This window comes from Roseibium sp. MB-4 (assembly GCF_053005265.1).
Genome location: NZ_JBRKQB010000001.1, coordinates 1,409,948 through 1,433,589, shown reverse-complemented (window position 1 = coordinate 1,433,589; position 23,642 = coordinate 1,409,948). Strand labels below are relative to the sequence as shown.

Genomic DNA, 23,642 nt, shown 5'->3' with positions numbered 1-23,642 from the left:
CTAATCGAGCGTCTTATCCGTTAGCTGGCGAATCTTCCACGTCCCGCCAATGTGCGCCCATGTACCATTTTCTATGTGACAGAGATGTAACGGCCGGGCGTGGTGCATGCTGTATTGAGCGATCTGATCCCGGCTCAAGACACCGAGGAGGTGCGCCGCGTGCCGGAAAGAAGCCCCATGGCCAAAATGCAGCGTCACCGTTCCGGCAGGTTGTTCAACTGTTATGCGGGTCAAATGATCCGCAACCCGCTGTCCTGCCATCATCAGGGATTCCGCACCCTGCAGTGGAAGGCAATAGTCGCTGTCCGATTTCCATGCGACGGGAGGCGCGTCAAAGCGGGGGTCTTCAATAAGGACGGTTTCGATCTCGCCGTCCGTCAGATTTGCCGCGCTGCCGACCGAGCGTTCAGCCAGGGAAGGTGTCTGCTCGATGGTCAAAGAGTGCCCGTGTTTGATCAGGACATCACACGCGAGCTGGGCCGTCTGCCAGGCCCGCAGCTGGCAGGAGGAATAGACGATCGGATTGAGAGACAGATGTTCGTCTGAAAGCCAGGCGGTAAGCTCTTCGCCGCAGGTGTTGGCTTGCGCTTTGCCCTTGTCCGTCAGGGGAAAGGGCTGCAAGGCGCTGGGCACATTCTTGCGCTGGTTGTAGTCGCCGTGGCGGATCAAGACCGCGATGGGTCCTGGGGCAGCCGATCCGGTCATGCAAAGAGGTCCTTGCCAGCTGCAGCCAGTGCATCGAAATCGATGGCGCCGGTCACTTCACGAATCCGGACACTCTTGAGCTGCCGGAGATAGGCGTCCGGCTCCAACGGTTCGTCATCGCACAGGAAGACACCACTGGCATCCTGATAGAACGGGCCCGCGCTTTTCATGATCGCGCCCAATAGATCCGGCCGCTCAGTGAGGTCTGCATCCACGAGGCGCGTTGGCTCGGTCGAAGAGCGGCTCCAGTTCAGCACCCAGAATTCCGTAAGGGGAGCTGTGAATGAGATGCGGTCCGGGCCATAGACTTCGCTGATGAAAAGATCGTGCTTTTCTTCCAGTTGCCAAAGGTCTTCCGGCGGCATCTGCAGCAGATCTTTTTTTCGCTCCTCGGACAGTAGAGGTGCCAGGCGCGGATTGTGCAAGATCGTGCCGGGGTTGATGCGCGGATTTTTGGGAATGCCGAGACCTTCGGTGCTATTCGGTGTTGCGCGCACCATGAGCCTGTCGTTGGTGACAAAGCGGGTCTGTTCGAGATCCATCATGCGCAAGATGGCAGTGGATTTTCCACCACCGGACAGCCCGGCAATCGCAAGCCCCTGTCTGCCATCGGTCACGGCTGCGGCGTGACAAATCTCCCAGCCATCCCGCTTGCAGATGTTGAGGATCTGCGTGTTGATGAAATTGATAACCTGATTGGGATAGGCGAGGCAGGGCCCGAACGCGACAAGGGCTTGCGGTGACTGCAGGAAGGTCATGCCCGTGCGGATCTTGTGTACCAAACGGCCATCGTCCAGATCGACATACGCGTCCTTGCGTCCGGTTTTTCCCGGTTCGCGCGCCCAGTCGATCCAGTCCTGTTGGGCGCTGAGACTTTGGCCTTCCAGAACGTCGATGATAGCCGCAACCGGCCCGGCTTCTGCGAGCGCTTCTTTCAGGTGGTGACGCAGTTCCGCAGCCATTGGCACCGCGCACCGGATTGCGAGCCGCACCGGGCCGGATTCGAGATAAAGCGTTTCCGGCAAACCGTCGCGGTCTAGCTCGGCAAGCACATCAGCGGTGGTCCTCATTGCGTCACCTTGGCAATCACATGATCGGCAAGAGCCGCGGCTGCATCGACACCACAGCCTTCCTTGGCTCCGCGATAACCGCCGAAGGCAGACACTTCAAAGACGATTGGTCCGTTGTCGGTCAGTGCGACATCGACGGTTGTGAAATCAAGGCCGAATGGCGCTTGTGCTTTTCTGGCCAGCTCGATCAGGTCGGCATCCGGCTCAAAGGACGCATATTTGCCGCCGCTGTGGATCGTCGTGTTCCAGCTACCGGATTGGCTGACCCGGGCGTAGGTGCACAAGTAATCACCGCCGAGGAACACTATTCCGAGATCCTGTCCGGAAAGGTTCAGCTTTTGCTGGATGTACATGACAGGATTATTTTCAGCGAACGCGGCGATCTCGGCACGGGCGTTGGCGCCCGCTTCGATGATGCACATGCCGCGCGCTTTGGTCGAGTACAGCGGCTTGAACACGGCCGCGCCATAGCGTTCCACGGCCGCTTCGGCAGCCTCCAGGTCTTCGGTCACAACCGTTGCCGGCATCGGTGCACTGGCTGCGCGTAAAGAAACTGTGCAGGCAAGCCGGTCGATCAGCCGCAACACGGCCTCGGGGCGGGAGAAGATCTTGACGCCGCGGCTTTCGGCAAAGCGCAAAAGCTCCAGCCGGTCGAGCGCATGAGGACTGTAGATTTCGCTGATCTTCTTGATGATAATCCCGTCAAGCGCGCAAAGATCCTGCCCCTGATACATGACAGCACCGGTTTCCAGATCGAGCGTCACGGCTGCCATATCGATCACCAGACGATAGCCGGTCTTGGCCTCGATAACATCAGCAAGGGCTTCTGTGGACCATTTGCCGGGAATGCCAACGACCCCGATCTTGATGTCAGTCAACGAACAACTCCTTGATGGGCAGTTTGAACCGCTCTTCCTTGCCCTCCGGACACTCCAGCGCTTGTTCGAGCAAGAAACGGGCGCGGATGAACATGCGTCGTGCGTGGGATTTGTCGAACACGAACCGCGTGGAGGTGGCAAAGCTGCGCGCAAGGCCGAGGGCGAGGCGGTACTCATAGGTCCGGTCTTTCTGGGACCGGGCAAATTTTGCGGCGACCGATTGCAGGTCGCAGGCGACTTTGGCGAGCCTGCGGCGCACCGGAATGTCCTGGATTTGCAGCCGGTAATTGGAAATCATGAAGACGGAGACGTCCTGAACGTAGTCCATGTAGCGAGACCGGTGCAGGTCGATGAAATGCAGCTTCTTTTCCGCCGGGTCATAGATGACATTGTCGAGATTGAAGTCGCCGTGGATGTGAACGGAAAAGGTCGCCTCGAGTTTGTCTTCGCGCTCCGCGGCTTCCCGGACAAGTTCATCGAAACCTTTCAGACGCAGCCCGCCGAAACGTTGCGGCTCGGCGCGGAACTCCGGATGGACGCGGTAAACTTCCGGCAGGCGCCGGGACAACTGGCGCATGGAGGCCATCACCGCTGGTTCTTCCATGCGGGTGCTGCGCCACACATCGTTCAAGGTCTTGGCCAGTTTCTTCTGGGCTTCCGCGAGAAGAGCGTCGTTTTCGTTGAGGACCAGCTGCTCAAATGTGTAGCCCGGCAAATGCTCGATCAAAAGGGCGGCTGACTGGCCGCGTTTCTGATAGGACAGGATCTTGGGAGCCAGCCCCGGATAGATCGCGTGCCAGCTTTTCACGCCCGCCCGTTCTTCGCGCACCTTGCGCAGTTCCCCGTCCTTGAAGACCGCATTGACCGGTTCCCCGTTTTCACTGCGCGAACGGACAGAAGAGATCGCGCTGCCAGACCGGGTTTCCGCCAAGGGAACCATGTCGACCGGTTCGTCGTCCTTGGCCGATGGCAGGAGGCTTTTCAGCGTGAAATAGCGTTCGAACTGGACCGGCTGACCAAGATTTACCGACAGGATGGCTTCGGAGATCGACTGGAGCGCGTCACCGATGCGCCGGACTTCGTTGGCAACCAGCAGGCTGTTGGCAAGATCGGCTGTATGCTTGGACTTGCGCATGTCCTCGGTCAGTGTGCGGAACACCCGATCGTAAAGGTCTTCCATCTTTTCACGGATCTGCCCGATCCGAACCGCGGATTTGCTGTCAGACCGGGCAAGGGCCGGCTGAATCAGCTTCAGACTGTCGCGAACCTGCTTGAGAACCTTGGTGTAGGCATCAGCCCGCAGGTAAGCTTTGCGGTCCACAGTCTCAGCGTATGTCAGGCTGCGCCGGGCAAGGCGGCTGGTCAGGTCAAGGTTTTGCGCAATCAGTTCGACGTTCCGCAGCAGGTTCTGCTGTTCGGAAGTGACCTTCTTTTGAGACAGAATTTGCGTGCTGGCTTTGGTCAATTTCGAGGCGAGATTGTAGGAATATCCCGCGCGCAAAATGACCTTTTGCGCAGCTGCCTGGTTTGGGGACTGGAAGTAGTCCTGCATTCCGGTGAGCTGACCGTCGATTTCCACGCTCAGAAAATAAAGGTTCTCGTCAATGGAGCGGGGGAGTTTAGCCATCAAAAACTCCCAGATAGACTGGCGCCGCGGTGGTCAGCGCCGCCACGTAAGCCGGGCGGAACTCCGACACCCTTGAAACTGGAGAGGCCCAGATCGTCCCGACTTGGGAGGGATCAGGATGGGGTCCGATCACCGGCACATAGTTGTCGGGCACCTCACAGGCGAACAGCAGCTCCAACTGATGGCGCTTCCCATCCGCTTTTGTCTTGAAAACTTCGGCCACATGCAAAAGGGGGCCTACGGTCACGGTCGTACCAACTTCTTCAGCGCATTCACGGATCAGAGCCTCTTCTGTGGTCTCGCCCGGGTCCTGCTTTCCGCCCGGCAAGGTCAGATAGGCCGCAGCACCGCGCTTTTGCTTCACCTGTGCCAAAAGATCTCCGTTTCGAAAGATGACTGCCCGGACGGTTGGGCGGATCGGTTCCAGAACCTTGGTCTGTTTCAGTTTCATGGCGGTGTACAGTGGCTCTGAGAAGGAAACGTGACAGCAATTCAGAACCGTTGATAACACCGAATCGTGGGGCTGGTCTAAATGCTTCAAGGGTCTGCGCCAACACACCGTGATAGACTGATGGGCAGCCTGTCGGTGGAGACGCTTTGAGATGACAAAAAAGACCTTGGAGATGCTGCTTCTCTGCGTCGGCGCTGGTGCCAAGGATTGGGACGGCGCAAAAAGGCTGCGGCCCCTGCGCACCAAGGGAAAACGCCAGGCCCAGAAGATCGGTGCCTGGATGGGTCAGCACGGCTTGCGGCCTGGAAAAACATTAACGACAACCGATGAACGCGCCACTGCGACGGCTCAAAAAGCGCTGAAGGCTGGCGGCTGGTCGGCGCACGGTGTGGCCCAATCGCCGGATCTCACGAAAGGCGAGATGCCAATTTTTGCCGATGAAGACCGTGTGTTGCTGGTTGCCCCCAAAAAGACGGTCGCAAATCTGCTCAGCTCTCTTGGGGTTCATGAAAGCCTGTCTCCGGGGGTGCTCGTTCACTTGGAGAGTGCACAAGAGGGCGCCGAAATCCGTCAGGTCATCGACCCGCGGGATTTGCCGGATCTCTTTCCTTATCCAGGCCCGGATGGTCGAGAGCGCCGGGAGCGGCCAGCCTATTATTACACCCAGTCCGCCGTCATTCCGTTCCGACGCGCACCGGAGGGCAAGGAAGTCTTGATAATAGGTTCCTCGAGTGGACGGCATTGGGTCGTTCCGAAAGGCATCGTTGATCCGGGCCTAAGTCCTGCGGAGTCGGCCAGAGTGGAAGCCCGCGAAGAAGCCGGTGTCGAGGGCAAAGTCAGCGATCATCCCCTCGGCAATTTCACTTACGAAAAGTGGGGCGCAACGTGCTGTGTCGAGGTCTACGGGATGGAGGTCACACGTATCCTGCCAGCAGATGATTGGGAGGAAAGCCACCGGCAGCGCACATGGGTGCCGGCCGAGACGGCCGCAGCCATGCTGTATCAGAAGGCCTTCGGTCCGTTCATCGCGCAGCTCTGATTATTGCGCTGGCCGCGTTTTGATGGGCTTGCCGTAACTCCCGCTTCGGGTTCTGCCGATGTCGTTGCCCTTCACACATGCGCAATGCTGTCCCGGCCTTGAGCCGGGACCTGTTTGTTGTGGCCCCGGCTCAAGGCGGAGCGGCATCAGATGAGGGCCTGTGATCCGGACCAGATCAGGTGAGGTCCGAGCAAATCCGTTGTTTGGCGTCGCGGTATTCCTGTTCGATCCGGTCGACAACCTTGCCGGTCGGCACGATCGACTTGAGCGCTCCGATGCCCTGACCTGCGCCCCAAATCTCCTTCCAGGCCTTGGCTTTGGAAGATCCGGAGCTGAAGTTCATGGATGAGGGATCAGCGGACGGCAAGTTGGCCGGATCGAGACCGGCACGGGAAATCGATGGCGCAAGATAATTGCCGGACACACCGGTAAACAGCGACGACGTCACAATATCTTCCGCGCCGCTTTCGACCAGCATTTGCTTATATTCAGCCTGCGCGTTGGCTTCCTCGGTCGCGATAAAGGCGGACCCGATATACCCGAGATCCGCGCCAAGCGTCCGGGCGGCCAGCAGTGCTTCGCCCGTGCTGATGGAGCCGGACAAAAGCAGCGGCCCATCAAACCATTCGCGGATCTCACGGATAAGCGCAAACGGGGATTGCTGACCCGCGTGCCCACCGGCCCCGGCCGCGACGGCGATCAGGCCGTCGGCGCCTTTCTGGATCGCTTTCTTGGCGAACGTGTTGTTGATGATGTCGTGCAACGTGATCCCGCCGCAGGAATGGGCCGCTTCGTTGACCTCAACCCGCGCACCGAGCGATGTAATCCAGATCGGTACCTTCCAGCGGGCGCAGATTTCCAGATCCCGCTCCAGGCGTCCGTTTGAGCGGTGCACAATCTGGTTCACCGCAAACGGGGCTGCCGGGGTGTCCGGATTCGCCTGATTGTAGCGGTCGAGTTCCTCGGTGATCTGCTTGAGCCAGATCTCCAGCATGATCGGCTCGCCATCCTTCTCACGGGCATTGAGTGCCGGAAAGCTGCCGACAATCCCAGCTTTACACTGGGCTATCACGAGGTCCGGACCGGAGACGATGAAGAGCGGGGCGGCCACGGCCGGAAGACGCAAACCTTGCAAGGCTTTCGGAAGGTTTTTGGATTTCAACATGCTTGGGTGTCACCTCGGTAGGACGGTTCTGCGACCACTGATTTTGCTTTGCGTGAAGGCCAGCATCACACCAAGAACGGACTGAAAAAGTCCGCGCATGTGGCCTTCCGTATTGGTCATTATTCCACATGTCAGAATAATATTCTGCAATTTTCTTGACAAGACACCTGAATTCAATTTGCAATAGTCTTTGAGCATAAATCAGCTTTTGCGTGCAATGCAGCAAATTGTCTGGCCGTCAAAACAGGGACAACCCAGAAGATGGCCGCTCAGGGAGGAAAGCATGAACTATCTGAAGTCACTTGTGGCGGCCGCAGCGCTTGCCACTTGCTCTATAAGCGTATCAAGCGCCAACACCGTGAAAATCGGCTATATCGACCCGCTTTCGGGCCATTTCGCCTTGGCCGGAGACACGGGATTGAAGCACTTCCGCTATGCCGCGGACCGGATCAACGAGGCTGGCGGTGCGGGCGGAATGACGGTCGAGATCGTACCGTTCGACAACAAAGTCAATCCGAAGGAAAGCCTGGTGCAGCTACAAAAGGCGATTGACCAGGGCATCCGCTATATTGTTCAGGGCAACGGCTCTTCCGTCGCCTCGGCACTGATCGATGCGATCAACAAGCACAACAAACGCAATCCGGGCGAAGAGGTTCTGTTCCTGAACTATGCCGCCGTGGACCCGGCTTTCACCAACGACCGCTGCAGTTTCTGGCATTTCCGTTTTGATGCGGACGCGGATATGAAAATGGCGGCGATGACCGACTGGCTCGCCAAGCAGGATGACATCAAGAAGGTTTACATTCTCGGGCAGGACTATTCCTTTGGCAAGGCGGTTGCCAATGCAGCCGTGACGATGATTGCCGAAAAGCGGCCGGACATCGAGATTGTCGGCAACGAACTGCACCCGCTCGGCAAGGTGAAGGATTTCACGCCGTACGTTCAAAAGATGATGACCTCGGACGCCGACGCGGTGATCACCGGCAACTGGGGGCAGGACATGACGCTCCTCATCAAGGCAGCGTCCGCGGCCGGTCATAATGTGCCGTATCTGACTTATTACGGCGGCGGGCTCGGAGCGGTGGCTACCATGGGCGAGGGTGCTATCGGTCTCGTTAAGCAGATCACTGAGTTCCATCAGAACATCGAGACGAGCGAAGAGCAGGTCGCCAATATGGACCGCTTCCAGGAGCGCTACGGCACCGATTACTATTATCAACGGGTGTTCACGCTGATGGAGATGTTCGACAAGGCGGTCGATGAAGTGGGCGAGAACGATTCTGTGAAGGTGGCCTTTGCCCTAGCCGGAATGGAGCATGAAACGCCCTATGGCCCGGTCTCCATGCGCGAGGACAATCACCAGCTGATCCAGCCGCTGTTCATCTCCACCTTCTCCGATGATGTGTCGCGAACGTTGGAGGGCACAGCCTTCGGGTTTACCACCGATCCGGACGGGATGATCGAGGGTGATGCGACCCGCACAGTTACCACCTGCCAGATGGAGCGGCCAAGCTGACATCAGTCGGTTGCAGTTTTTATCCATTCATTGACGCCGCGCGCTTTCCATGAATGCGCGCGGCCTTGAAGGCAGGACATTCATGGAAACATTCTTTTTCTCTCTGCTGAACGGGGTGATTTACGGGCTTTTGCTGTTCATGCTCTCCAGCGGCCTGACCCTCATTTTCAGCATGATGGGCGTGCTCAATTTCGCGCACGCCAGCTTCTATATGCTGGGCGCGTATTTCGCCTATACGATCGGCTCGGTCACGGGTTTCTGGATTGCTTTATTCCTGGCACCGATCCTGGTGGGGCTGGCAGGGGCCGGTATTGAACGCTGGGGCCTCCGAAAGGTTCACGTAAACGGGCACCTGGCCGAGCTCTTGTTTACCTTCGGCCTGGCCTATCTGATCGACGAACTCGTCAAGATCATCTGGGGCAAGATCCCGGTTCCATATGAAATCCCAGGTGCGCTCGATTTTCCGCTGTTCACGCTGTTTGGCGCACAATATCCGGCCTACCGCATTTTCATGCTGGTTGTGTCGATCGCGATGCTGGCCGGGCTGTGGTTCCTTTTGAAACGCACCCGCGCAGGGCTCATCATCCAGGCAGCGCTCACTCATCCGCATATGGTCGGGCACCTCGGCCACAATGTACCGCGTGTCTTCATGATGGTGTTTGGCTTCGGCTGTGCGCTCGCCGGGCTCGCCGGTGTAATCGGAGGCAACTACCTAGTTACAGAGCCCGCGATGGCTCTATCCATCGGACCGATCGTCTTCGTTGTGGTCGTGGTCGGCGGCATGGGCAGCCTGGAAGGCGCGTTCATCGCGTCCCTGCTGATTGGTCTTCTTCAGACCTTCGCGATTTCCATCGACACGACCTTCGCTGAAATCTTTGCCTTCACCGGGCTGAACCCGCTGAGCGATCTTGGCCGCATCTCGATTGCCTCACTGGCCCCGATGCTGCCGTTCCTGCTGCTGGTCTTGGTCCTGATGATCCGCCCGCGCGGTTTGATGGGGGAGCGTGAAATTTGACCGACACACTGTCCATATCCCTCGCGCCGTCACAGTCGGAGAAATTCCGCACGCGTGTGCTGCCGTTCCTGATCATGGCGGCCGTTCTTGTGGTGATCCCGCTCACGGGGCCATCGCGCACCACCTATTCGCTCTTGAACGCGATTGGCATCAACATGGTGTTTGCCCTGTCTTACAACATGCTGCTTGGCCGCGCGGGGCTGTTGTCCTTTGGCCATGCGGTCTATTTCGGCCTCGGTGGGTATGCGGCGATGCATGCCATGCAGGCGATTGAAACCGGGACCGGCCTTTGGAACATGTTCCCGGTCTTTGCCCTGCCGCTGGTCGGATTTGCGGGCGGCGCCCTTGCCGGGGCTGTCATCGGCTGGCCTTCGTGCCGGCGTGCCGGGATTCCCTTCGCGATGATCTCGCTAGGCCTTGCCGAACTGGTGGCAGCTGCCGGCTTCATGTTCACCAGCCTCTTTGGCGGCGAGGAGGGCGTCTCCGGTGACCGCATGAACGGGCCGGAGCTGTTCGGTCTCAGTCTTGGCCCAATAAATGAGGTCTACTGGTTCATTGCCGCCTGGACGTTGATTGGAACCGTTGCGATGTTTGCCTTTACCCGTACGCCGCTGGGCAAGATGGGTGAGGCGGTGCGCGACAATCCGGAGCGGGTGGAGTTTGTGGGCTATGATCCGCAGCGGGTGCGCTATCTGATTTTCATCTTTGCCGGCGGATTTGCGGGCCTTGCTGGCGGCATGGCTGCAGTCAATTACGAGATCTTCACCCCTGAGACCCTGTCGGTGATCCCGTCCGGATTTGTTCTGCTGATGGCCTATGTCGGGGGCATCCGCTATTTCGCGGGGCCCATGCTGGGCGCGGTTCTGCTCACGTACATGCAATCCAACCTCTCCGACTTTACCGAAGCCTGGCTTTTGTATCTCGGGCTTCTGTTCATGATGATCGTCATGTTCGCCCCCTCCGGTCTGGCCGGGATCCTTGTTGCCGCGTTGCAGGGGGTTCAGAGCCTGGAGCGCAGTACCACCCTGGGGCGCTGGGCGCGTTATGCGGCCGGAGCGCTGCTCGCCTTTGCCGGCATCGTCATCACCATCGAGGTTGCGGTCAGGGAATCGAGTGGCTTCGGCGATGTGTTTGAGCCCTTCGGCTTTGCCCTTGCGCCGGACAATCCCGTGACTTGGCTGCTTGCGCTTGGTCTGGTCGGAATAGGGGGCTGGGTGATGCGGTCCAGCGGATCAGACAAAGAGGAGGCCTTGTCATGAGCACACCAGCTTTGTCGATCCGGGATCTCACCAAGAACTTCGGCCCCGCCGAGATCATCTGTGGGGTCACTCTCGACATCCAGCCGGGGGAACGGCACGCGATCATCGGGCCGAACGGGGCCGGCAAATCGACCCTGTTCAATCTTATCTCCGGACTGCACCGGCCAACGTCCGGCAGCGTCCATCTGGGTAGCCAAAAGATCTCCGGGCGCAAGGCCCATGAGATCAACCGGATGGGGCTGTCGCGCTCGTTTCAGGTCTCCAACATTTTCGCGAACATGACGGTCCGCGAGAATGTCCGCTGTGCGGTTCTGTGGTCGCTCGGCACCGGCTACAGCTTCTGGCGCAACATCGGCAACTTGAGACATGTCCAAGACCGCACGGCGGAGATTCTGGAGACCGTCGGCATGATCGACAAGGCATCCTTGCCCGCGGCAAGTCTGCCCTACGCCGATCAGCGGACACTTGAGATCGCGATCACCATTGCGGGCGGGGCCGATGTCATTTTGCTGGATGAACCAACCGCCGGGATGAGCCATTCGGAAACGGAGCGGGCCGTCGCGCTCATTGAGCGGGCCACACGCGGTAAGACACTGATTATTGTCGAGCACGATATGAGCGTGGTCTTTGGGCTGTCCGACCGCATTTCGGTTCTTGTCTACGGGAAGATCATTGCATCCGGGCCACCGGAGGCCATACGCGGGGATGCGAAGGTGCGCGAAGCCTATCTTGGCGACGAAGCCGAGGATCTGCCAATGGTTGAGGGAGCAGCGTGATGACCGGGATGTTGTCAGTTCGCGGGCTGAATGCCTTTTATGGCAAAAGCCACGTTCTGCGCGGTGTCGAGCTGGAGGTCGGCGAAGGCGAGGTGGTGGCCCTTCTCGGGCGCAACGGTGTTGGCCGCTCGACCACCGTGAAGGCGATCATGGGCGAAGTCGCGCCAAAGGGAGACATCTGGTTCAAGGGCGAGAACATCGCGGGCCTCGCGAACCATGAAATCGCCCTGAAAGGTCTTGGATATGTGCCGGAGAACAGGGACATCTTTCCGGGTCTGACCGTGCGCCAGAACCTTGTGCTCGGCATCAAGGACATGAAACGGCCGGGGCGCTGGGCGATCGAGGACATGCTGAGGATGTTCCCAAACCTTGCCGAGCGCGCAGACACGCCGGCCGGCGTCCTGTCGGGCGGGGAAAAGCAGATGCTGACGATTTGCCGGACACTCATGGGCGATCCGCAGCTGATCATGATCGACGAGCCAACGGAAGGCCTTGCGCCGCGGATCGTGGCCCAGGTCGGGGAGCTTTTATCTGAAATTGCCCGTGCCGGGGTGTCGATCCTCCTGGTGGAGCAGAAACTCTCCATCGCGCTGAAGATTGCGTCCCGTGTCTACGTCATGGGGCACGGCGAGATCGTCTATTCGGGAACGCCACAGGAATTCCTGACCCGCGACGACATCCGCCGCGAGTGGTTGGAAGTGTGAATCGAACAAACGGCTCTCCGATTGCGTTGCGGCCATGAACCGAGACCAAGGGCTGCATAATTGGCAGGGTCCCGGATCAAGTCCGGGACATCAGCGGGAGATGGATGCTGCATTGCCGAGGGGTTATCCCGGAGATACCAATAATTTCAATATAAAATATTGAATTCCACATATTGAAATTTCTTCGGGATGTGTTTAGGACTTTGTTCACGTACTAATCACTTGGACTGGGAGGCCTTGTGGTGACACAAAGCGTCAATCTGACACTCGAAGACAACATCGCCGTCATTGAAATTGCGAACCCGCCGGTCAACGCGCTCTCGCATGCCGTGCGCTCCGGACTTCAGGACGCGTTTCGCGACATCGCAGCGAATGACGAGATCAAGGCTGTCGTGGTGTATGGCGCCGGACGGACGTTTGTCGCGGGAGCCGATATCCACGAATTCGGCCAGCCGCCGAAAGAGCCGTTTCTGCCGGAACTCATCAACGAAATCGAGGCTTGCACAAAGCCTGTGATTGCCGCCGTTCATGGCACGGTTTTGGGTGGCGGACTTGAGCTCGCTCTTGGCGCGCATTACCGGATGGCCGCGCCGAAGACCAAGCTCGGCCTGCCGGAAGTCTCGCTCGGCCTCTTGCCGGGGGCGGGCGGAACCCAGCGCCTGCCGCGCCTGGTGCCAGTCACAAAAGCCATCGACATGATCACCTCCGGCAAGCCGGTGTCTGCAAGCGAAGCGCTTGAGCTCGGTTTGATCGACCAGATCAGCGGCGAAGACGACATCCGCGCTGCCGGTCTCGCCTATGCAAAAGCACTTGTTGAAGAGGGCGCCGCGCCGCGCCCTGTCAGTGGGCTTCCCTGCAACACGCCGGAAGACGGTTTGTTCGACAAGGCCCGCGCAACGCTCGCCAAAAAAGCACGTGGGCAGCTCGCACCGCAAAAATGCATCGATGCCATTGAAGGCGCCGTCAATCTGCCATTTGCCGAAGGCTTGGCACAGGAGCGGGCATTGTTCCGCGAGCTGATGGACTCAGATCAGCGTGCCGCGTTGATCCATGCCTTCTTCTCTGAGCGCCAGGTAGGCAAACTGCCTGAGATTCAGAATGTGGAGCCGCGTACACTTGAAAAGGTGGGCATTATTGGCGGCGGAACCATGGGTTCTGGCATTGCGACGTCCGCGCTGCTTGCCGGACTGACCGTTACACTGATCGAGCGGGATGCAGAAGCCGTTGCCAAGGCGGAAGCGACGGTTTCCAAGAATCTCGCCGGGGCCGTGAAACGCGGCAAGCTCTCGCAGGAAAAGTTTGATGCCATCATGGCCGGTAAATTTAGTGCCGGATCCGATTATGAAGCCTTGGCTGAGGCTGATCTGGTGATTGAGGCAGTCTTTGAGAGCATGGACGTCAAAAAAGAGGTTTTTGGCAAGCTGGACAAGATCTGCAAGCCGGGTGCCGTGCTTGCTTCCAATACGTCTTACCTGGATGTCGACGAGATCGCCGAGATCACCAGCCGTCCGGCGGATGTCATCGGCCTGCACTTCTTCTCGCCTGCGCATGTCATGAGGCTACTGGAAATCGTTGTCGGCGCTAAGACCGCACCGGATGTGGTTGCGACCGGCTTTGCATTGGCGAAGCGCCTTGGCAAGATCGGCGTGCGCGCAGGTGTCTGCGACGGGTTTATCGGCAATCGGATCCTCGCAACCTACCGCAAAGCCATCGATGGCGCGGTACTTGCCGGTGCCAGCCCCTTCGATGTCGACCGGGCCTTGGTGGATTTCGGGTTGGCCATGGGGCCGTTTGCGGTCAGTGATCTGGCCGGCCTCGACATTGGTTACATGACCCGCCAGCGTTTGGCGGCGACCCGGGACCCGCGCGAGGTCTATGCGGAGTTTTCCGACAAGCTCTGCGAAGATGGGCATCACGGGCGCAAAACCGGCCGCGGATTTTACGACTACAGCGGCGAGCAAACGGTCCCGAACGGCGACATTCTCGGCTACATTTCCGAAGAACGGGCGGCCAAGGGCATCGAGAGCCGCAGCTTAAGCGATCAGGAGATCGTTGACCGCTACATGGCGGCGATGGTCAATGAAGCCGCGCTCGTTGTGGAGGAGGGCATTGCACAGCGTCCGCTCGATGTCGACGTCACCTTACTGAACGGCTACGGTTTCCCGCGCTGGCGCGGTGGTCCGATGCAATATGCGGACACGGTCGGCGTCGACAAGATCTTGAACGATATTAAACGGTTCGCCGAAGAAGATGACTTCTTGTGGCAACCGGCCCCCCTGTTGGAAAAATTGGCGGCTGAGGGCAAGACCTTCGCCAGCCTGAACGCGTGAGGCCCCATTAGATGAAACAAGCAGTTATTGTCTCGACCGCCCGGACCGGGCTGGCGAAATCCTATCGGGGCGCGTTCAACGAAACCCACGGTGCGACCATGGCCGGTCATGCGATCCAGCACGCAGTGGAGCGGTCCAAGGTGGACCCAGCCATCATCGAAGATGCCTTTGTCGGCTGCGGGTACCCGGAAGGTTGGACCGGCAGCAACATCGCACGCCAGTCCGTTCTACGCGCCGGACTGCCGGTGACGACAGCGGCTGTCACCATCAACCGGTTCTGCTCCTCCGGCCTTCAGGCCGTTGCGATGGCGGCCCATGCAATTTCCGTTGAAGGCGCCCCGGCTGCGATTGCAGGTGGTGTAGAAAGCATCAGCCAGATGCCGCCGTCCCGCCCGCCTGCAGCGCGCGAGAAATGGCTCGATGAGCACAAGCCGGAAGTCTATCTCTCGATGATCGAGACCTCCGACATCGTGGCCAAGCGCTACAATATCAGCCGCGATGCCCAGGACGAACTGTCGCTGGTCAGCCAGCAGCGCACTGCCGCAGCTCAGGCTGCCGGAAAGCTCGACGACGAGATCGTGCCGATCACCGTCACCCAGGCCTTCAAGGACAGGGAAACTGGGGAAGTAACCCGCAAGGAAGTCACATTTTCCATGGACGATTGCAACCGTCCGAACACGACGCTCGAAGGCCTGGCCAAGCTGGAGCCGGTTCGCGGTGAGGGCAATTTCACCACCGCCGGCAATGCGTCCCAGCTGTCAGACGGCGCAGCGGCGCTCGTCCTGATGGACGCAGATCTGGCTGAAAAACAAGGCCTTGAGCCGCTCGGCGCACTGAAAGGCTTCGTCACGGCGGGCTGTGAACCGGATGAAATGGGCATTGGTCCCATCTATGCCGTGCCGCGGCTTCTGAAGCGCCACGGTTTGTCCGTCGATGACATCGACCTTTGGGAGCTCAACGAAGCGTTTGCCTCCCAGGCCCTTTATTGCCGGGAGCAGCTCGGCATCGATCCGGAGAAGTGCAACGTCAATGGCGGCTCCATTTCCATTGGTCATCCGTTTGGTATGACCGGGGCCCGCATGACCGGTCATCTGCTTCTGGAAGGCCGCCGCCGGGGCTCCAAGCTCGGCGTTGTCACCATGTGCATTGGCGGCGGACAGGGTGCTGCCGGCCTGTTCGAGATTTTCTAAGGGGGATCTTCGATGGATCTGAGCTACACGCCTGAGGAAGAAGGATTCCGCGCCGAAGTGCGGGCCTTTCTGAGCGAAAAACTGCCGCGCCACCTCTCCGAAAAGGTGCGTCTCGGCAAACGGTTGACCAAGTCTGACATGGAAAGTTGGCACTCGATCCTGAATGCGCAGGGCTGGCTGGCTCCGAACTGGCCCAAAGAATACGGCGGCGCTGAATGGGATGCCGTTCAGCGGATGATTTTCGAAGAAGAAGCCTGTCTGGCGCACGCGCCGCGTATCGTGCCGTTCGGCCTTTCGATGCTGGCGCCGGTGCTCATGGCGTTCGGATCGGAAGAACAGCGCCAGTACTACCTCCCGCGTATCTTGAGCGGTGAAGATTGGTGGTGTCAGGGCTACTCTGAACCGGGCGCGGGATCAGACCTTGCCGCGCTCAAGACCAAGGCGGTCCGCGACGGCGATCATTATGTCGTCAACGGCCAGAAAACCTGGACAACGCTCGGCCAGCACGCCAACTGGATTTTCTGCCTGGTGCGAACTGACGCTGACGCCAAGAAGCAGGAGGGCATCTCTTTCCTTTTGATCGATATGAATACCCCCGGTGTGACCGTGCGTCCGATCGTGCTGATCGATGGCGAGGCCGAGGTCAACGAGGTCTTCTTTGATGACGTCCGCGTGCCGGTCGAAAATCTCGTTGGCGAAGAAAACAAGGGCTGGACCTACGCCAAGTACCTGCTCACCCACGAGCGGACCAACATTGCAGGTGTCGGTTTTTCAAACGCTGCGCTGGCAACGCTGAAACATGTGGCTGCCAACACCCAGTCCGGCGGCAAACCGCTGGATCAGAACCCATATTTCGCGGCGCGCATGGCGCAGGCCGAAATTGACCTGATGGCCATGGCAACGACCAATCTGCGGGTCGTCTCCGCTGCCGCCAAGGGGCAGGCACCCGGACCAGAAAGCTCGATGCTGAAGATCAAAGGCACGGTGATCCGCCAAGAACTGTCTTCTCTTCTGCGCCGCGCAGCTGGCCCCGACGCCATGCCGTTCCTGCCCGATTATCTGGATGGCGGTGACAACGTCCCGGCCGAAGGCCCGGAACACGCTCCGGCGGCAGCGCCCAACTATTTCAACATGCGCAAGCTGTCGATCTTCGGTGGGTCCAACGAGATCCAGCGTACGATCATCACCAAAGCAATCCTGCAACTGTGAGGCATTGAGCAGATGGACTTTAATCTGACGGAAGAGCGCGGCTTGCTGCGCGACATGTTGCAGAAGTTTTTGAGCGAGAAATATGGCCATGAAGAGCGGCGCAAGCTGATCGCTTCCGGCAAAGCCTATGATGCCAGGATTTATGCCGAGATGGCGGAGTTGGGTGTTCTTGGTGCGATGTTCTCTGAAGAGGATGGCGGCCTCGGCGGTGCCGGGTTCGACATCGCAGTCGTCTTTGAAGAGCTCGGCCGGGCCGGTGTCATCGAGCCGATCCTTGGCAACGCCGTACTTGCTGGCAGCCTGATCGCGGACCTCGGATCGGACAGCCAGAAAGAGCTGATTGGCAGCGTCATTGCGGGAGAGATCCTCCTGGCGTTTGCCCACGCAGAACCGGCCTCACGGTACGACCTCAATCATGTCACCGCATCGGCGAAAACTGATGGCGGCCAGATCATGCTGAACGGCACGAAGGCGCATGTGCTGAACGGCGCGCAGGCCGGCATGCTTGTGGTGTCCGCCCGTGAGGCCGGAGCAGATTTCGACGAGACTGGCATTTCCCTTTTCCTTGTCCCGTCTGATGTCAAAGGGGTGGCCATCGTCGATCATCCGAATGTGGACGGCACGTCGGCCGCTTCCATTCGTCTTGAAAATGTGGTCGTGGACGAAGGCGCAAGGCTGGGTGCATCCGGTGAAGCTTTCGGGGCGATCGAGGCAGCTGTTGCCCGGGCGACCCTCGCGGTCAGTGCGGAAGCCCTCGGTGCAATGGAAGCGGCGAAGGCGCTCACCATCGATTATCTGAAGGAGCGCAAGCAGTTCGGCATTGCGATTGGCAAGTTCCAGGCGCTGCAGCACCGCATGGCGGATGTCTTGATCGAGGTGGAGCAGGCGCGTTCCGCAGTGATAAATCTGGCTGGCCATCTGGACGCGCCGCGCGCCCTGCGTGAACGGCATGTGAGTGCAACGAAGAACCTGATTGGCCGGGCGAGTGCCCTCGTTGGTGAGGAAGCTGTCCAGATGCATGGCGGCATCGGGATGACGGATGAGTATGCGCTGTCGCATTTCGTTCGCCGCATGGTGATGATCGATCATCTCTTCGGGGATGTGGACCATCATCTGGAGCGCTTCATTTCCTTGAACGCGGCCTGATCCATGAACGGGCTCTTTAGAAAAGAAGTGCATCCGGACCATCTGGTCCTGCGGAACACCAACACTGCTCGACGCAATGCCTTGTCTCCGGAGTATTACGACGGTCTTTTGGACGGATTGGCGGAAGCAGCGAAAACGCCTGAGATCACGGCTGTGGTACTCACCGGGGAGGGAGATTATTTCTGCTCCGGCGGCGATCTGAACCTCTTGAAAGAACGCCGCAATATGACGCTCGAGGAGCGCAAGGCCGCGATTGGCAAGCTCCACGACCTGATCCGGGCAATCCGGAGCTGCCCCAAGCCCGTCATCTGTGCGGTCGAGGGAGGCGCTGCCGGTGCCGGGCTCAGCATCGCGCTTGCCTGTGACATGGTCGTCAGCGCCAAGGGGGCGACGTTTACGCTCGCCTATGTGAAGGCCGGTTTGGTTCCTGATGGTGGTGTCACCCACGCGCTGATGAATGCCTTGCCGCGCGGCACGGTGTCCAAAATGGCCTTGCTGGGAACGCCGCTCACTGCAGAGCGCCTCTATGACTTGGGCGTCTTGACCGAGCTGGCGGATCCCGGGGGGGCGCTGTCCGCGGCCCAGGCGCTGGTCGCAAAAGTCGCAGCCGGTCCGGAGCACGCCATGGCCGCCATTAAGGGGCTTTTGACCTCCGCGGAGACCGCAACGCTGGATGCGCAACTCGATTCAGAACGAGATGCCATGGCTGAGGCTTTGGGAGGCGAGGAGGCCCGCCGGGGCATTGCGGCCATTTTGAACAAAACCCGTCCGGTGTTTCGCGACTGAGGGGCGGACAATATACGGCTGACAAACGCTGCCTGAAGAGCGGCGACTGGGAGGAAACGCAATGCACAATCGCATTCATGATTTTCTGGATGATGCGGCCGCAAAACGGGGCGATACCGTTGCCATTCACGACTATGCCGACAGGGCATTTACCTGGACCGAGCTGAAGGCGGCAGCGGGCGAGGCCGAAGACCTTTTGCGCTCATTCGGCCTGAAGGCCGGTGACCGCCTGGTGATGGTTTTCGAAAACTGCGTCTCGGTTCCGGCGTTCTTTTATGCCGCCAGCCGTATGGACGCCATCATAGTGCCGATCAACGCGCGCCTCACCGAAGTTGAGCTGGAGCGGATTTTTGCGCACAGTGATCCAAGCGTCGTCATGTTCAGCACGGATGTGTCTGAAACAGCCTATGCCCATGCCGAACACTTCGGGGCGGAGACAGTTTCCGGCAGCTTTGGTGAAGCAGCGCTGATGCGCCGGGAGGGGGCAGAAGCCGAGCCGGTCTTTGCCGACGGCCGGGAGCAGGTGGCCCTGATGCTCTACACCTCCGGGACGACTGGAACGCCGAAGGCCGCCATGCTGACCCACGGCAACTTGAACAGTGCGGCGCTCGCCTCTGTTAAACTTCGCGGCCGCCGTGACAACGACGTGACTTATCTGGCGCTGCCCCTGTCGCACATTTACGGCTTTGTGGCTCTACTGTCGGCAGCTGTCGCGCAAACCACATTGCGGCTTGAGCCAAGGTTCGATGTTGCACGGCTTTATGAAGCCCTGCAAACCGATGTCACGCTGTTGCCCGGCGTGCCGCAAATGCATGCCCACTTGTTTCACTACGCCCGGGCCCACAACAAGGCGAAATACGATGCCGGCCATCTCAGGTTCGTGTCGTCCGGCGGAGCCCCGCTCGATCCAGCCTGGAAACGGGAAGCTGAAGCCTTTTACGGACTTCCGCTTCAAAACGGCTATGGCCTGACGGAAGGCGCCGCTGGTGTCTGTGCAACCCTCAACGAGATCGGTGACCCGGATATCAGTGTGGGCCGGGCGATGGGCGAGTGCGTTCTTCGGCTGGATCTGGAGGCGTTGGGAGCAGAGCCGGATAAGGGGATTGGCGAGATCCTTCTTGGTGGCCCGCAAGTCATGAAGGGGTATTTCCGGGATCCAGAACGGACGGCGGAGGTAATGACGGCCGACGGTTTCTTCAAAACAGGCGATCTTGGCCGGTTCGATGCCGAAGGCCGCTTGCATATTGCAGGCCGGTCCAAGGAGCTGATCATTCGCTCCGGCTTTAATGTTTATCCGGTGGAGGTCGAAGGGATCTTGACCGACCATCCAGAGGTGATCGTTGCCGGAGTCGTCGGGCGTCCCGTGGAAGGCAATGAAGAGGTTCTGGCGTTTGTGAAGGTTGCCAAAGGCAGCCCCGTGACCGAAGAGGACCTGAAAGCGTTCCTGCACGACCGGCTCGCGCCTTACAAGAGGCCAAGCAGGATCGTGATCGCCCATGAATTACCGGCCGCGCCCACCGGAAAAATCCTGAAATCCAAACTGATCGAGACCTTCGCGGACGACCTGGCTGAGCCTGCATAAAACGTAGGCCCCACAAAGGGTTGATCGAAGAATAATGTCACAGAAATCAGCCTGTTTGCCGGGTTTTACCGGTCCGGCGAACGGCAAGTTTGAGGGAATGCACTTTATTCTTTCAAATGAAAAATAATTCCATATAGTGGAATAATCTAAGGTCGATGGAGGATGAGACCCTATGAAAGTTTTGAAGTCTTTGCTCGCAGGAGCGGTCCTTGCCACAGGACTAAGCGCGTCCGCAGCCGTTGCGGAAACCACGATTTTTTATGGCCACGCAGGCCCGGCACGCGGCACCATTCCAACGGCGCTGGAGTGGTTCAACAACAGGATCGGCGAGCTGTCCGGCGGTGACATGAAATTGGACATCCAGTTTGGCGGCGCCCTGTTCAAGGCGAATGCGTCCGCCAATGCCATTGGGTTTGGTGTTGCTGATGCCGGATCGATCATCTCGGCCTATTTCCAGAAAGAAATGGCTGCTTACTCCATCGCTGATCTGCCAATCAGCGGGCCGAATGTCTGGGTTGGCCTGAAGGCCACAGACAAACTGATGCGCAACACGCCGGAAATTACCAAACATCTGGCCGACAAAAACTTGGTCTACATCGGGACCTTTACCGCATCAGACGTCAACGTGGCCTGCACGGGCGGTGAAATCGCCTCGGTGAAGGATATCGCGGACAAGCGGATCCGTGGTGCGGGCGTCTACGGCAAGGTGTTCGGCCAAATGGGTGCCACCATGGTCAATCTCAGTGTCTATGAGGCTTATCAGGCGCTGAACAATGGCCTTATCGACTGCAGTCAGGGCTACACCTACATCATCCCGGCTCTGAAGTGGCACGAAGTGATCGACAGCTTCACGGTCCTGAACTGGGGCCAGATCGGTGGTTTCGGCATGTTCATGAACAAGCAGTCGTTCGATGCGCTGAGTGAAGAGCAGCAATCGATCATGCTGCAGACCGGTGAAGAACTGGCGGACGAGTTCGCCCAGATCGTCATGAGCCGGAATGCCAAGGCGCTTGAAGCCATGAAAGCCGGCGAATTCGAGCGGGATATCAAGGTGCTTGAGCTGAGCGTTGAGGACCGTGCTGCCATGAACGCTGCGACCCAGCCGTTCATTGAGGAGTGGAAGGAAAACGCAAACAGTGTTGGGTTTGACGCTGACAAGCTGATGGCGACCTACACCGAAGCCGTTGCCGATTACACCAAGGAGTTCGAAGAGAAGGGATATCCTTGGGAGCGCAACTGATCGCACAGATTATGAACCGGGGTGGCCACCGCCCCGGTTTCTTCAGCGGGGAGGGAACCTGATGCTTGATCGGTTGGAGCGGATTTTTGTCGATGTGGCCGTGACCGCGACCATTCTGCTTGCAGTGCTGATATTTGCAGATGTCGTTGCATTGAACGTCTTCAATGCGTCTGTGCCGGACACGATCATCATTGTCCGCGAACTCATGGTACTGGCAATCGTCATGCCCTTGGCCGCAGCAACGGCCCGCCGGTCTCACATTGCCGTGGAATTCGTGACCAATTTCCTGCCCGACCGGGTCGTGAACTGGTTTGTCGTCTTTGGCGCGGTCTTCGGTGCGGTCGCGCTGATCCCGCTGATCTGGTCAGCAGCCCACGAGTTCATCTATCAGTGGCAAACGGGCAATGCGTTTTACGGCGATCTTGGTCTGCCGCAGTGGCCAGGCCGATTGGCGTTCGTTCTTGGGCTCGTTCTCTGCTGGATCCGGTTGGTGCTGATGCTGATCGGAGATGCGATTTCGGCAATCCGAGGGCGTGTGATCATCACCGGCACCCACTAGCCAGCTTCAACTTTCAGTCAGACATTCAATACTTTCAGGGAATGACTTTATGGATCCGGCAACCATTGGCTTGATTGCGTTTGCCTTCATGCTCATCCTGCTGGCGATGCGCGTGCCGATCGCTTTTGCGTTGATCGGCGTTGCAACGGCCGCTGCCTTTATGATTTTTGCCCTGCGCACGGGTACATTCATGCCGGAGCGGGCGTTCCGGGCAACGTCGGCGATGGTGTTTTCCAATTCGTTCGACCTGATCCATTCTTTCGATCTGTCGATGATCCCGCTGTTTGTGGCGCTGGGGAACATCGCCTACAAAGCCGGGATCACGACGGCTGTCTACAATTCTGCGCGGGTCTGGCTGGTGCAATTGCGTGGCGGGGTCGCCATGGCGTCCGTGATCGGCTGTGGCGGGTTTTCCGCAATCAGCGGGTCCTCTGTTGCCTGTGCCTCGACCATGGGGAAGATCTGTACGCCTGAGATGTTGCGGCTCGGCTACGACCCAAAGCTTGCAACGTCAAGCGTCGCTGCCGGCGGCACCCTCGGGTCTTTGATCCCGCCGAGCGTCCTCTTTATCATCTACGCAATCTTCACCGAAACCTCGGTCAGCAAGCTGTTTGTCGCCGGTGTTCTGCCCGGCATTCTCACGCTTCTTGGCTTTCTTTTGGTGATTGCCGTCTGGATTGCCATGGATCCGAAGGTGGCTCCGGCAAAGGAAGCTCCGGCAAGCCGGGAAGAGAAGATTCAGGCCGCCAAGGAAGCCTGGCCGGCAGCGCTTATCTTTCTGATTATTGTTGTCGGGATCTACGGCGGCTTCTTTACCGCAACCGCCGCTGCAGCAGTTAGCGTGGTGGTCACGACCGCCATCGGCTTCATGCAACGCCGGTTGAGCCTGCCGGATCTGTGGCATGCGGTGCGCGATACCGTCATTCAGACGTCTTCGCTCTTCATCGTTGCTGCAGCGGCCAAGATCTTTGTTTCTGCCATTGCGCTCACGGGCATTGCCCCGGCTCTAGTTCAGGCCGTGTCCGAGGCGCAACTCAGCCCGGCCATGCTGCTCTTCTGCATCTGCCTGGTCTACATCCTTCTCGGCATGTTCCTCGATCCGATCGGCATCATGGTGCTGACCCTGCCGTTGATGATCCCGCTGGTTGAAGCAAACGGCATGGACCTTATTTGGTTTGGCGTTGTCGTGGTCAAACTGCTGGAGATCGGATTGATCACACCGCCAGTCGGTTTGAACGTCTTTGTGTTGGCCAACGTGGTTGGTAAGGAAGCTCCGGTTGGGACGATATTCGCCGGCATCTGGCGCTTCCTGGCTGTAGACCTGGTCGTGCTTGCACTGATCGTCAGCTTCCCTGCCATTTCACTCTTCCTGTCAGAAGCTGTGAAGTAACGTGG

Annotated in this window: 21 protein-coding genes; 15 read left to right on the top strand and 6 right to left on the bottom strand. The window is 58.9% G+C overall.

Annotated elements, in window-relative coordinates; translation table 11 throughout:
* The 5 genes from ACVDG4_RS06620 to ACVDG4_RS06600 are packed head-to-tail and all read right to left on the bottom strand — an operon-like array spanning nucleotide 1 to nucleotide 4,731.
* Complete coding sequence (locus ACVDG4_RS06620; RefSeq protein WP_447234445.1) at nucleotides 1-705, bottom strand: histidine phosphatase family protein; 705 nt, start codon at nucleotides 703-705, stop codon at nucleotides 1-3.
* Nucleotides 702-1,775 carry an HprK-related kinase B gene (locus tag ACVDG4_RS06615; protein WP_447234444.1) on the bottom strand — a complete coding sequence of 358 codons (1,074 nt, stop codon included), beginning with the start codon at nucleotides 1,773-1,775 and terminating at the stop codon, nucleotides 702-704. The genes ACVDG4_RS06620 and ACVDG4_RS06615 overlap by 4 nt, the downstream gene beginning before the upstream one ends.
* On the bottom strand, nucleotides 1,772-2,653 hold the full coding sequence (locus ACVDG4_RS06610; protein WP_447234443.1) for a GAK system ATP-grasp enzyme: 882 nt from the start codon (nucleotides 2,651-2,653) through the stop codon (nucleotides 1,772-1,774). The genes ACVDG4_RS06615 and ACVDG4_RS06610 overlap by 4 nt, the downstream gene beginning before the upstream one ends.
* The gene (locus ACVDG4_RS06605) at nucleotides 2,646-4,280 is read right to left on the bottom strand and encodes a phosphotransferase (RefSeq protein ID WP_447234442.1); all 1,635 of its coding nucleotides are present in this window, start codon (nucleotides 4,278-4,280) and stop codon (nucleotides 2,646-2,648) included. Before ACVDG4_RS06605 ends, ACVDG4_RS06610 begins: the two co-directional genes overlap by 8 nt.
* The gene (locus ACVDG4_RS06600) at nucleotides 4,273-4,731 is read right to left on the bottom strand and encodes an NUDIX domain-containing protein (RefSeq protein WP_447234441.1); all 459 of its coding nucleotides are present in this window, start codon (nucleotides 4,729-4,731) and stop codon (nucleotides 4,273-4,275) included. Before ACVDG4_RS06600 ends, ACVDG4_RS06605 begins: the two co-directional genes overlap by 8 nt.
* 151 nt (nucleotides 4,732-4,882) lie before the next feature.
* Between ACVDG4_RS06600 and ACVDG4_RS06595 the strand changes: the two genes are divergently transcribed.
* On the top strand, nucleotides 4,883-5,770 hold the full coding sequence (locus ACVDG4_RS06595; RefSeq protein WP_447234440.1) for an NUDIX hydrolase: 888 nt from the start codon (nucleotides 4,883-4,885) through the stop codon (nucleotides 5,768-5,770).
* A 175-nt stretch (nucleotides 5,771-5,945) separates the two neighbouring features.
* Here ACVDG4_RS06595 and ACVDG4_RS06590 read toward each other — a convergent pair whose 3' ends face one another.
* Nucleotides 5,946-6,935: an NAD(P)H-dependent flavin oxidoreductase gene (locus ACVDG4_RS06590; protein WP_447234439.1), complete on the bottom strand. Its 990-nt coding sequence runs from the start codon at nucleotides 6,933-6,935 to the stop codon at nucleotides 5,946-5,948.
* A 283-nt stretch (nucleotides 6,936-7,218) separates the two neighbouring features.
* Between ACVDG4_RS06590 and ACVDG4_RS06585 the strand changes: the two genes are divergently transcribed.
* From ACVDG4_RS06585 to ACVDG4_RS06520, 14 genes are all read left to right on the top strand, one after another.
* Nucleotides 7,219-8,451 (top strand): branched-chain amino acid ABC transporter substrate-binding protein, encoded by a 1,233-nt coding sequence (locus ACVDG4_RS06585; protein WP_447234438.1) that lies wholly within the window; start codon nucleotides 7,219-7,221, stop codon nucleotides 8,449-8,451.
* A gap of 82 nt (nucleotides 8,452-8,533) precedes the next feature.
* Nucleotides 8,534-9,466, top strand: coding sequence for a branched-chain amino acid ABC transporter permease (locus tag ACVDG4_RS06580; protein ID WP_447234437.1), 933 nt, complete (start codon nucleotides 8,534-8,536; stop codon nucleotides 9,464-9,466).
* Entirely contained in the window at nucleotides 9,463-10,725 is a 1,263-nt protein-coding gene (locus tag ACVDG4_RS06575; RefSeq protein ID WP_447234436.1) for a branched-chain amino acid ABC transporter permease, read from the top strand. Before ACVDG4_RS06580 ends, ACVDG4_RS06575 begins: the two co-directional genes overlap by 4 nt.
* On the top strand, nucleotides 10,722-11,501 hold the full coding sequence (locus tag ACVDG4_RS06570; protein ID WP_447234435.1) for an ABC transporter ATP-binding protein: 780 nt from the start codon (nucleotides 10,722-10,724) through the stop codon (nucleotides 11,499-11,501). The genes ACVDG4_RS06575 and ACVDG4_RS06570 overlap by 4 nt, the downstream gene beginning before the upstream one ends.
* Before the next feature lie 8 nt (nucleotides 11,502-11,509).
* On the top strand, nucleotides 11,510-12,205 hold the full coding sequence (locus ACVDG4_RS06565; RefSeq protein WP_447235090.1) for an ABC transporter ATP-binding protein: 696 nt from the start codon (nucleotides 11,510-11,512) through the stop codon (nucleotides 12,203-12,205).
* A 242-nt stretch (nucleotides 12,206-12,447) separates the two neighbouring features.
* Complete coding sequence (locus ACVDG4_RS06560) at nucleotides 12,448-14,535, top strand: 3-hydroxyacyl-CoA dehydrogenase NAD-binding domain-containing protein (RefSeq protein WP_447234434.1); 2,088 nt, start codon at nucleotides 12,448-12,450, stop codon at nucleotides 14,533-14,535.
* Between the two features lie 11 nt (nucleotides 14,536-14,546).
* A complete protein-coding gene (locus ACVDG4_RS06555) occupies nucleotides 14,547-15,725 on the top strand; it encodes an acetyl-CoA C-acyltransferase (RefSeq protein WP_447234433.1) in 1,179 nt (392 codons plus the stop codon).
* Nucleotides 15,726-15,737: 12 nt separating this feature from the next.
* Nucleotides 15,738-16,934 carry an acyl-CoA dehydrogenase family protein gene (locus tag ACVDG4_RS06550; protein ID WP_447234432.1) on the top strand — a complete coding sequence of 399 codons (1,197 nt, stop codon included), beginning with the start codon at nucleotides 15,738-15,740 and terminating at the stop codon, nucleotides 16,932-16,934.
* A gap of 12 nt (nucleotides 16,935-16,946) precedes the next feature.
* Nucleotides 16,947-18,080: an acyl-CoA dehydrogenase family protein gene (locus ACVDG4_RS06545; RefSeq protein ID WP_447234431.1), complete on the top strand. Its 1,134-nt coding sequence runs from the start codon at nucleotides 16,947-16,949 to the stop codon at nucleotides 18,078-18,080.
* Between the two features lie 3 nt (nucleotides 18,081-18,083).
* Complete coding sequence (locus ACVDG4_RS06540; protein ID WP_447234430.1) at nucleotides 18,084-18,866, top strand: oxepin-CoA hydrolase, alternative type; 783 nt, start codon at nucleotides 18,084-18,086, stop codon at nucleotides 18,864-18,866.
* Between the two features lie 61 nt (nucleotides 18,867-18,927).
* Complete coding sequence (locus ACVDG4_RS06535) at nucleotides 18,928-20,448, top strand: class I adenylate-forming enzyme family protein (RefSeq protein WP_447234429.1); 1,521 nt, start codon at nucleotides 18,928-18,930, stop codon at nucleotides 20,446-20,448.
* A gap of 172 nt (nucleotides 20,449-20,620) precedes the next feature.
* Nucleotides 20,621-21,688: a C4-dicarboxylate TRAP transporter substrate-binding protein gene (locus ACVDG4_RS06530; protein WP_209173335.1), complete on the top strand. Its 1,068-nt coding sequence runs from the start codon at nucleotides 20,621-20,623 to the stop codon at nucleotides 21,686-21,688.
* Between the two features lie 61 nt (nucleotides 21,689-21,749).
* Nucleotides 21,750-22,247, top strand: coding sequence for a TRAP transporter small permease (locus ACVDG4_RS06525; RefSeq protein WP_447234428.1), 498 nt, complete (start codon nucleotides 21,750-21,752; stop codon nucleotides 22,245-22,247).
* Nucleotides 22,248-22,296: 49 nt separating this feature from the next.
* Nucleotides 22,297-23,637 (top strand): TRAP transporter large permease, encoded by a 1,341-nt coding sequence (locus ACVDG4_RS06520; RefSeq protein WP_133950781.1) that lies wholly within the window; start codon nucleotides 22,297-22,299, stop codon nucleotides 23,635-23,637.
* Nucleotides 23,638-23,642 lie beyond the last annotated feature (5 nt).

Bases quoted from the DNA above. Each gene is read 5' to 3' on its own strand.
- ACVDG4_RS06545 (WP_447234431.1), top strand. From the start codon at position 16,947: ATGGACTTTAATCTGACGGAAGAGCGCGGCTTGCTGCGCGACATGTTG.
- ACVDG4_RS06565 (WP_447235090.1), top strand. From the start codon at position 11,510: ATGTTGTCAGTTCGCGGGCTGAATGCCTTTTATGGCAAAAGCCACGTT.
- ACVDG4_RS06620 (WP_447234445.1), bottom strand. From the start codon at position 705: ATGACCGGATCGGCTGCCCCAGGACCCATCGCGGTCTTGATCCGCCAC.
- ACVDG4_RS06530 (WP_209173335.1), top strand. From the start codon at position 20,621: ATGAAAGTTTTGAAGTCTTTGCTCGCAGGAGCGGTCCTTGCCACAGGA.
- ACVDG4_RS06600 (WP_447234441.1), bottom strand. From the start codon at position 4,731: ATGAAACTGAAACAGACCAAGGTTCTGGAACCGATCCGCCCAACCGTC.
- ACVDG4_RS06540 (WP_447234430.1), top strand. From the start codon at position 18,084: ATGAACGGGCTCTTTAGAAAAGAAGTGCATCCGGACCATCTGGTCCTG.
- ACVDG4_RS06520 (WP_133950781.1), top strand. From the start codon at position 22,297: ATGGATCCGGCAACCATTGGCTTGATTGCGTTTGCCTTCATGCTCATC.
- ACVDG4_RS06535 (WP_447234429.1), top strand. From the start codon at position 18,928: ATGCACAATCGCATTCATGATTTTCTGGATGATGCGGCCGCAAAACGG.
- ACVDG4_RS06570 (WP_447234435.1), top strand. From the start codon at position 10,722: ATGAGCACACCAGCTTTGTCGATCCGGGATCTCACCAAGAACTTCGGC.
- ACVDG4_RS06550 (WP_447234432.1), top strand. From the start codon at position 15,738: ATGGATCTGAGCTACACGCCTGAGGAAGAAGGATTCCGCGCCGAAGTG.
- ACVDG4_RS06595 (WP_447234440.1), top strand. From the start codon at position 4,883: ATGACAAAAAAGACCTTGGAGATGCTGCTTCTCTGCGTCGGCGCTGGT.
- ACVDG4_RS06615 (WP_447234444.1), bottom strand. From the start codon at position 1,775: ATGAGGACCACCGCTGATGTGCTTGCCGAGCTAGACCGCGACGGTTTG.
- ACVDG4_RS06525 (WP_447234428.1), top strand. From the start codon at position 21,750: ATGCTTGATCGGTTGGAGCGGATTTTTGTCGATGTGGCCGTGACCGCG.
- ACVDG4_RS06555 (WP_447234433.1), top strand. From the start codon at position 14,547: ATGAAACAAGCAGTTATTGTCTCGACCGCCCGGACCGGGCTGGCGAAA.
- ACVDG4_RS06605 (WP_447234442.1), bottom strand. From the start codon at position 4,280: ATGGCTAAACTCCCCCGCTCCATTGACGAGAACCTTTATTTTCTGAGC.
- ACVDG4_RS06580 (WP_447234437.1), top strand. From the start codon at position 8,534: ATGGAAACATTCTTTTTCTCTCTGCTGAACGGGGTGATTTACGGGCTT.
- ACVDG4_RS06590 (WP_447234439.1), bottom strand. From the start codon at position 6,935: ATGTTGAAATCCAAAAACCTTCCGAAAGCCTTGCAAGGTTTGCGTCTT.
- ACVDG4_RS06585 (WP_447234438.1), top strand. From the start codon at position 7,219: ATGAACTATCTGAAGTCACTTGTGGCGGCCGCAGCGCTTGCCACTTGC.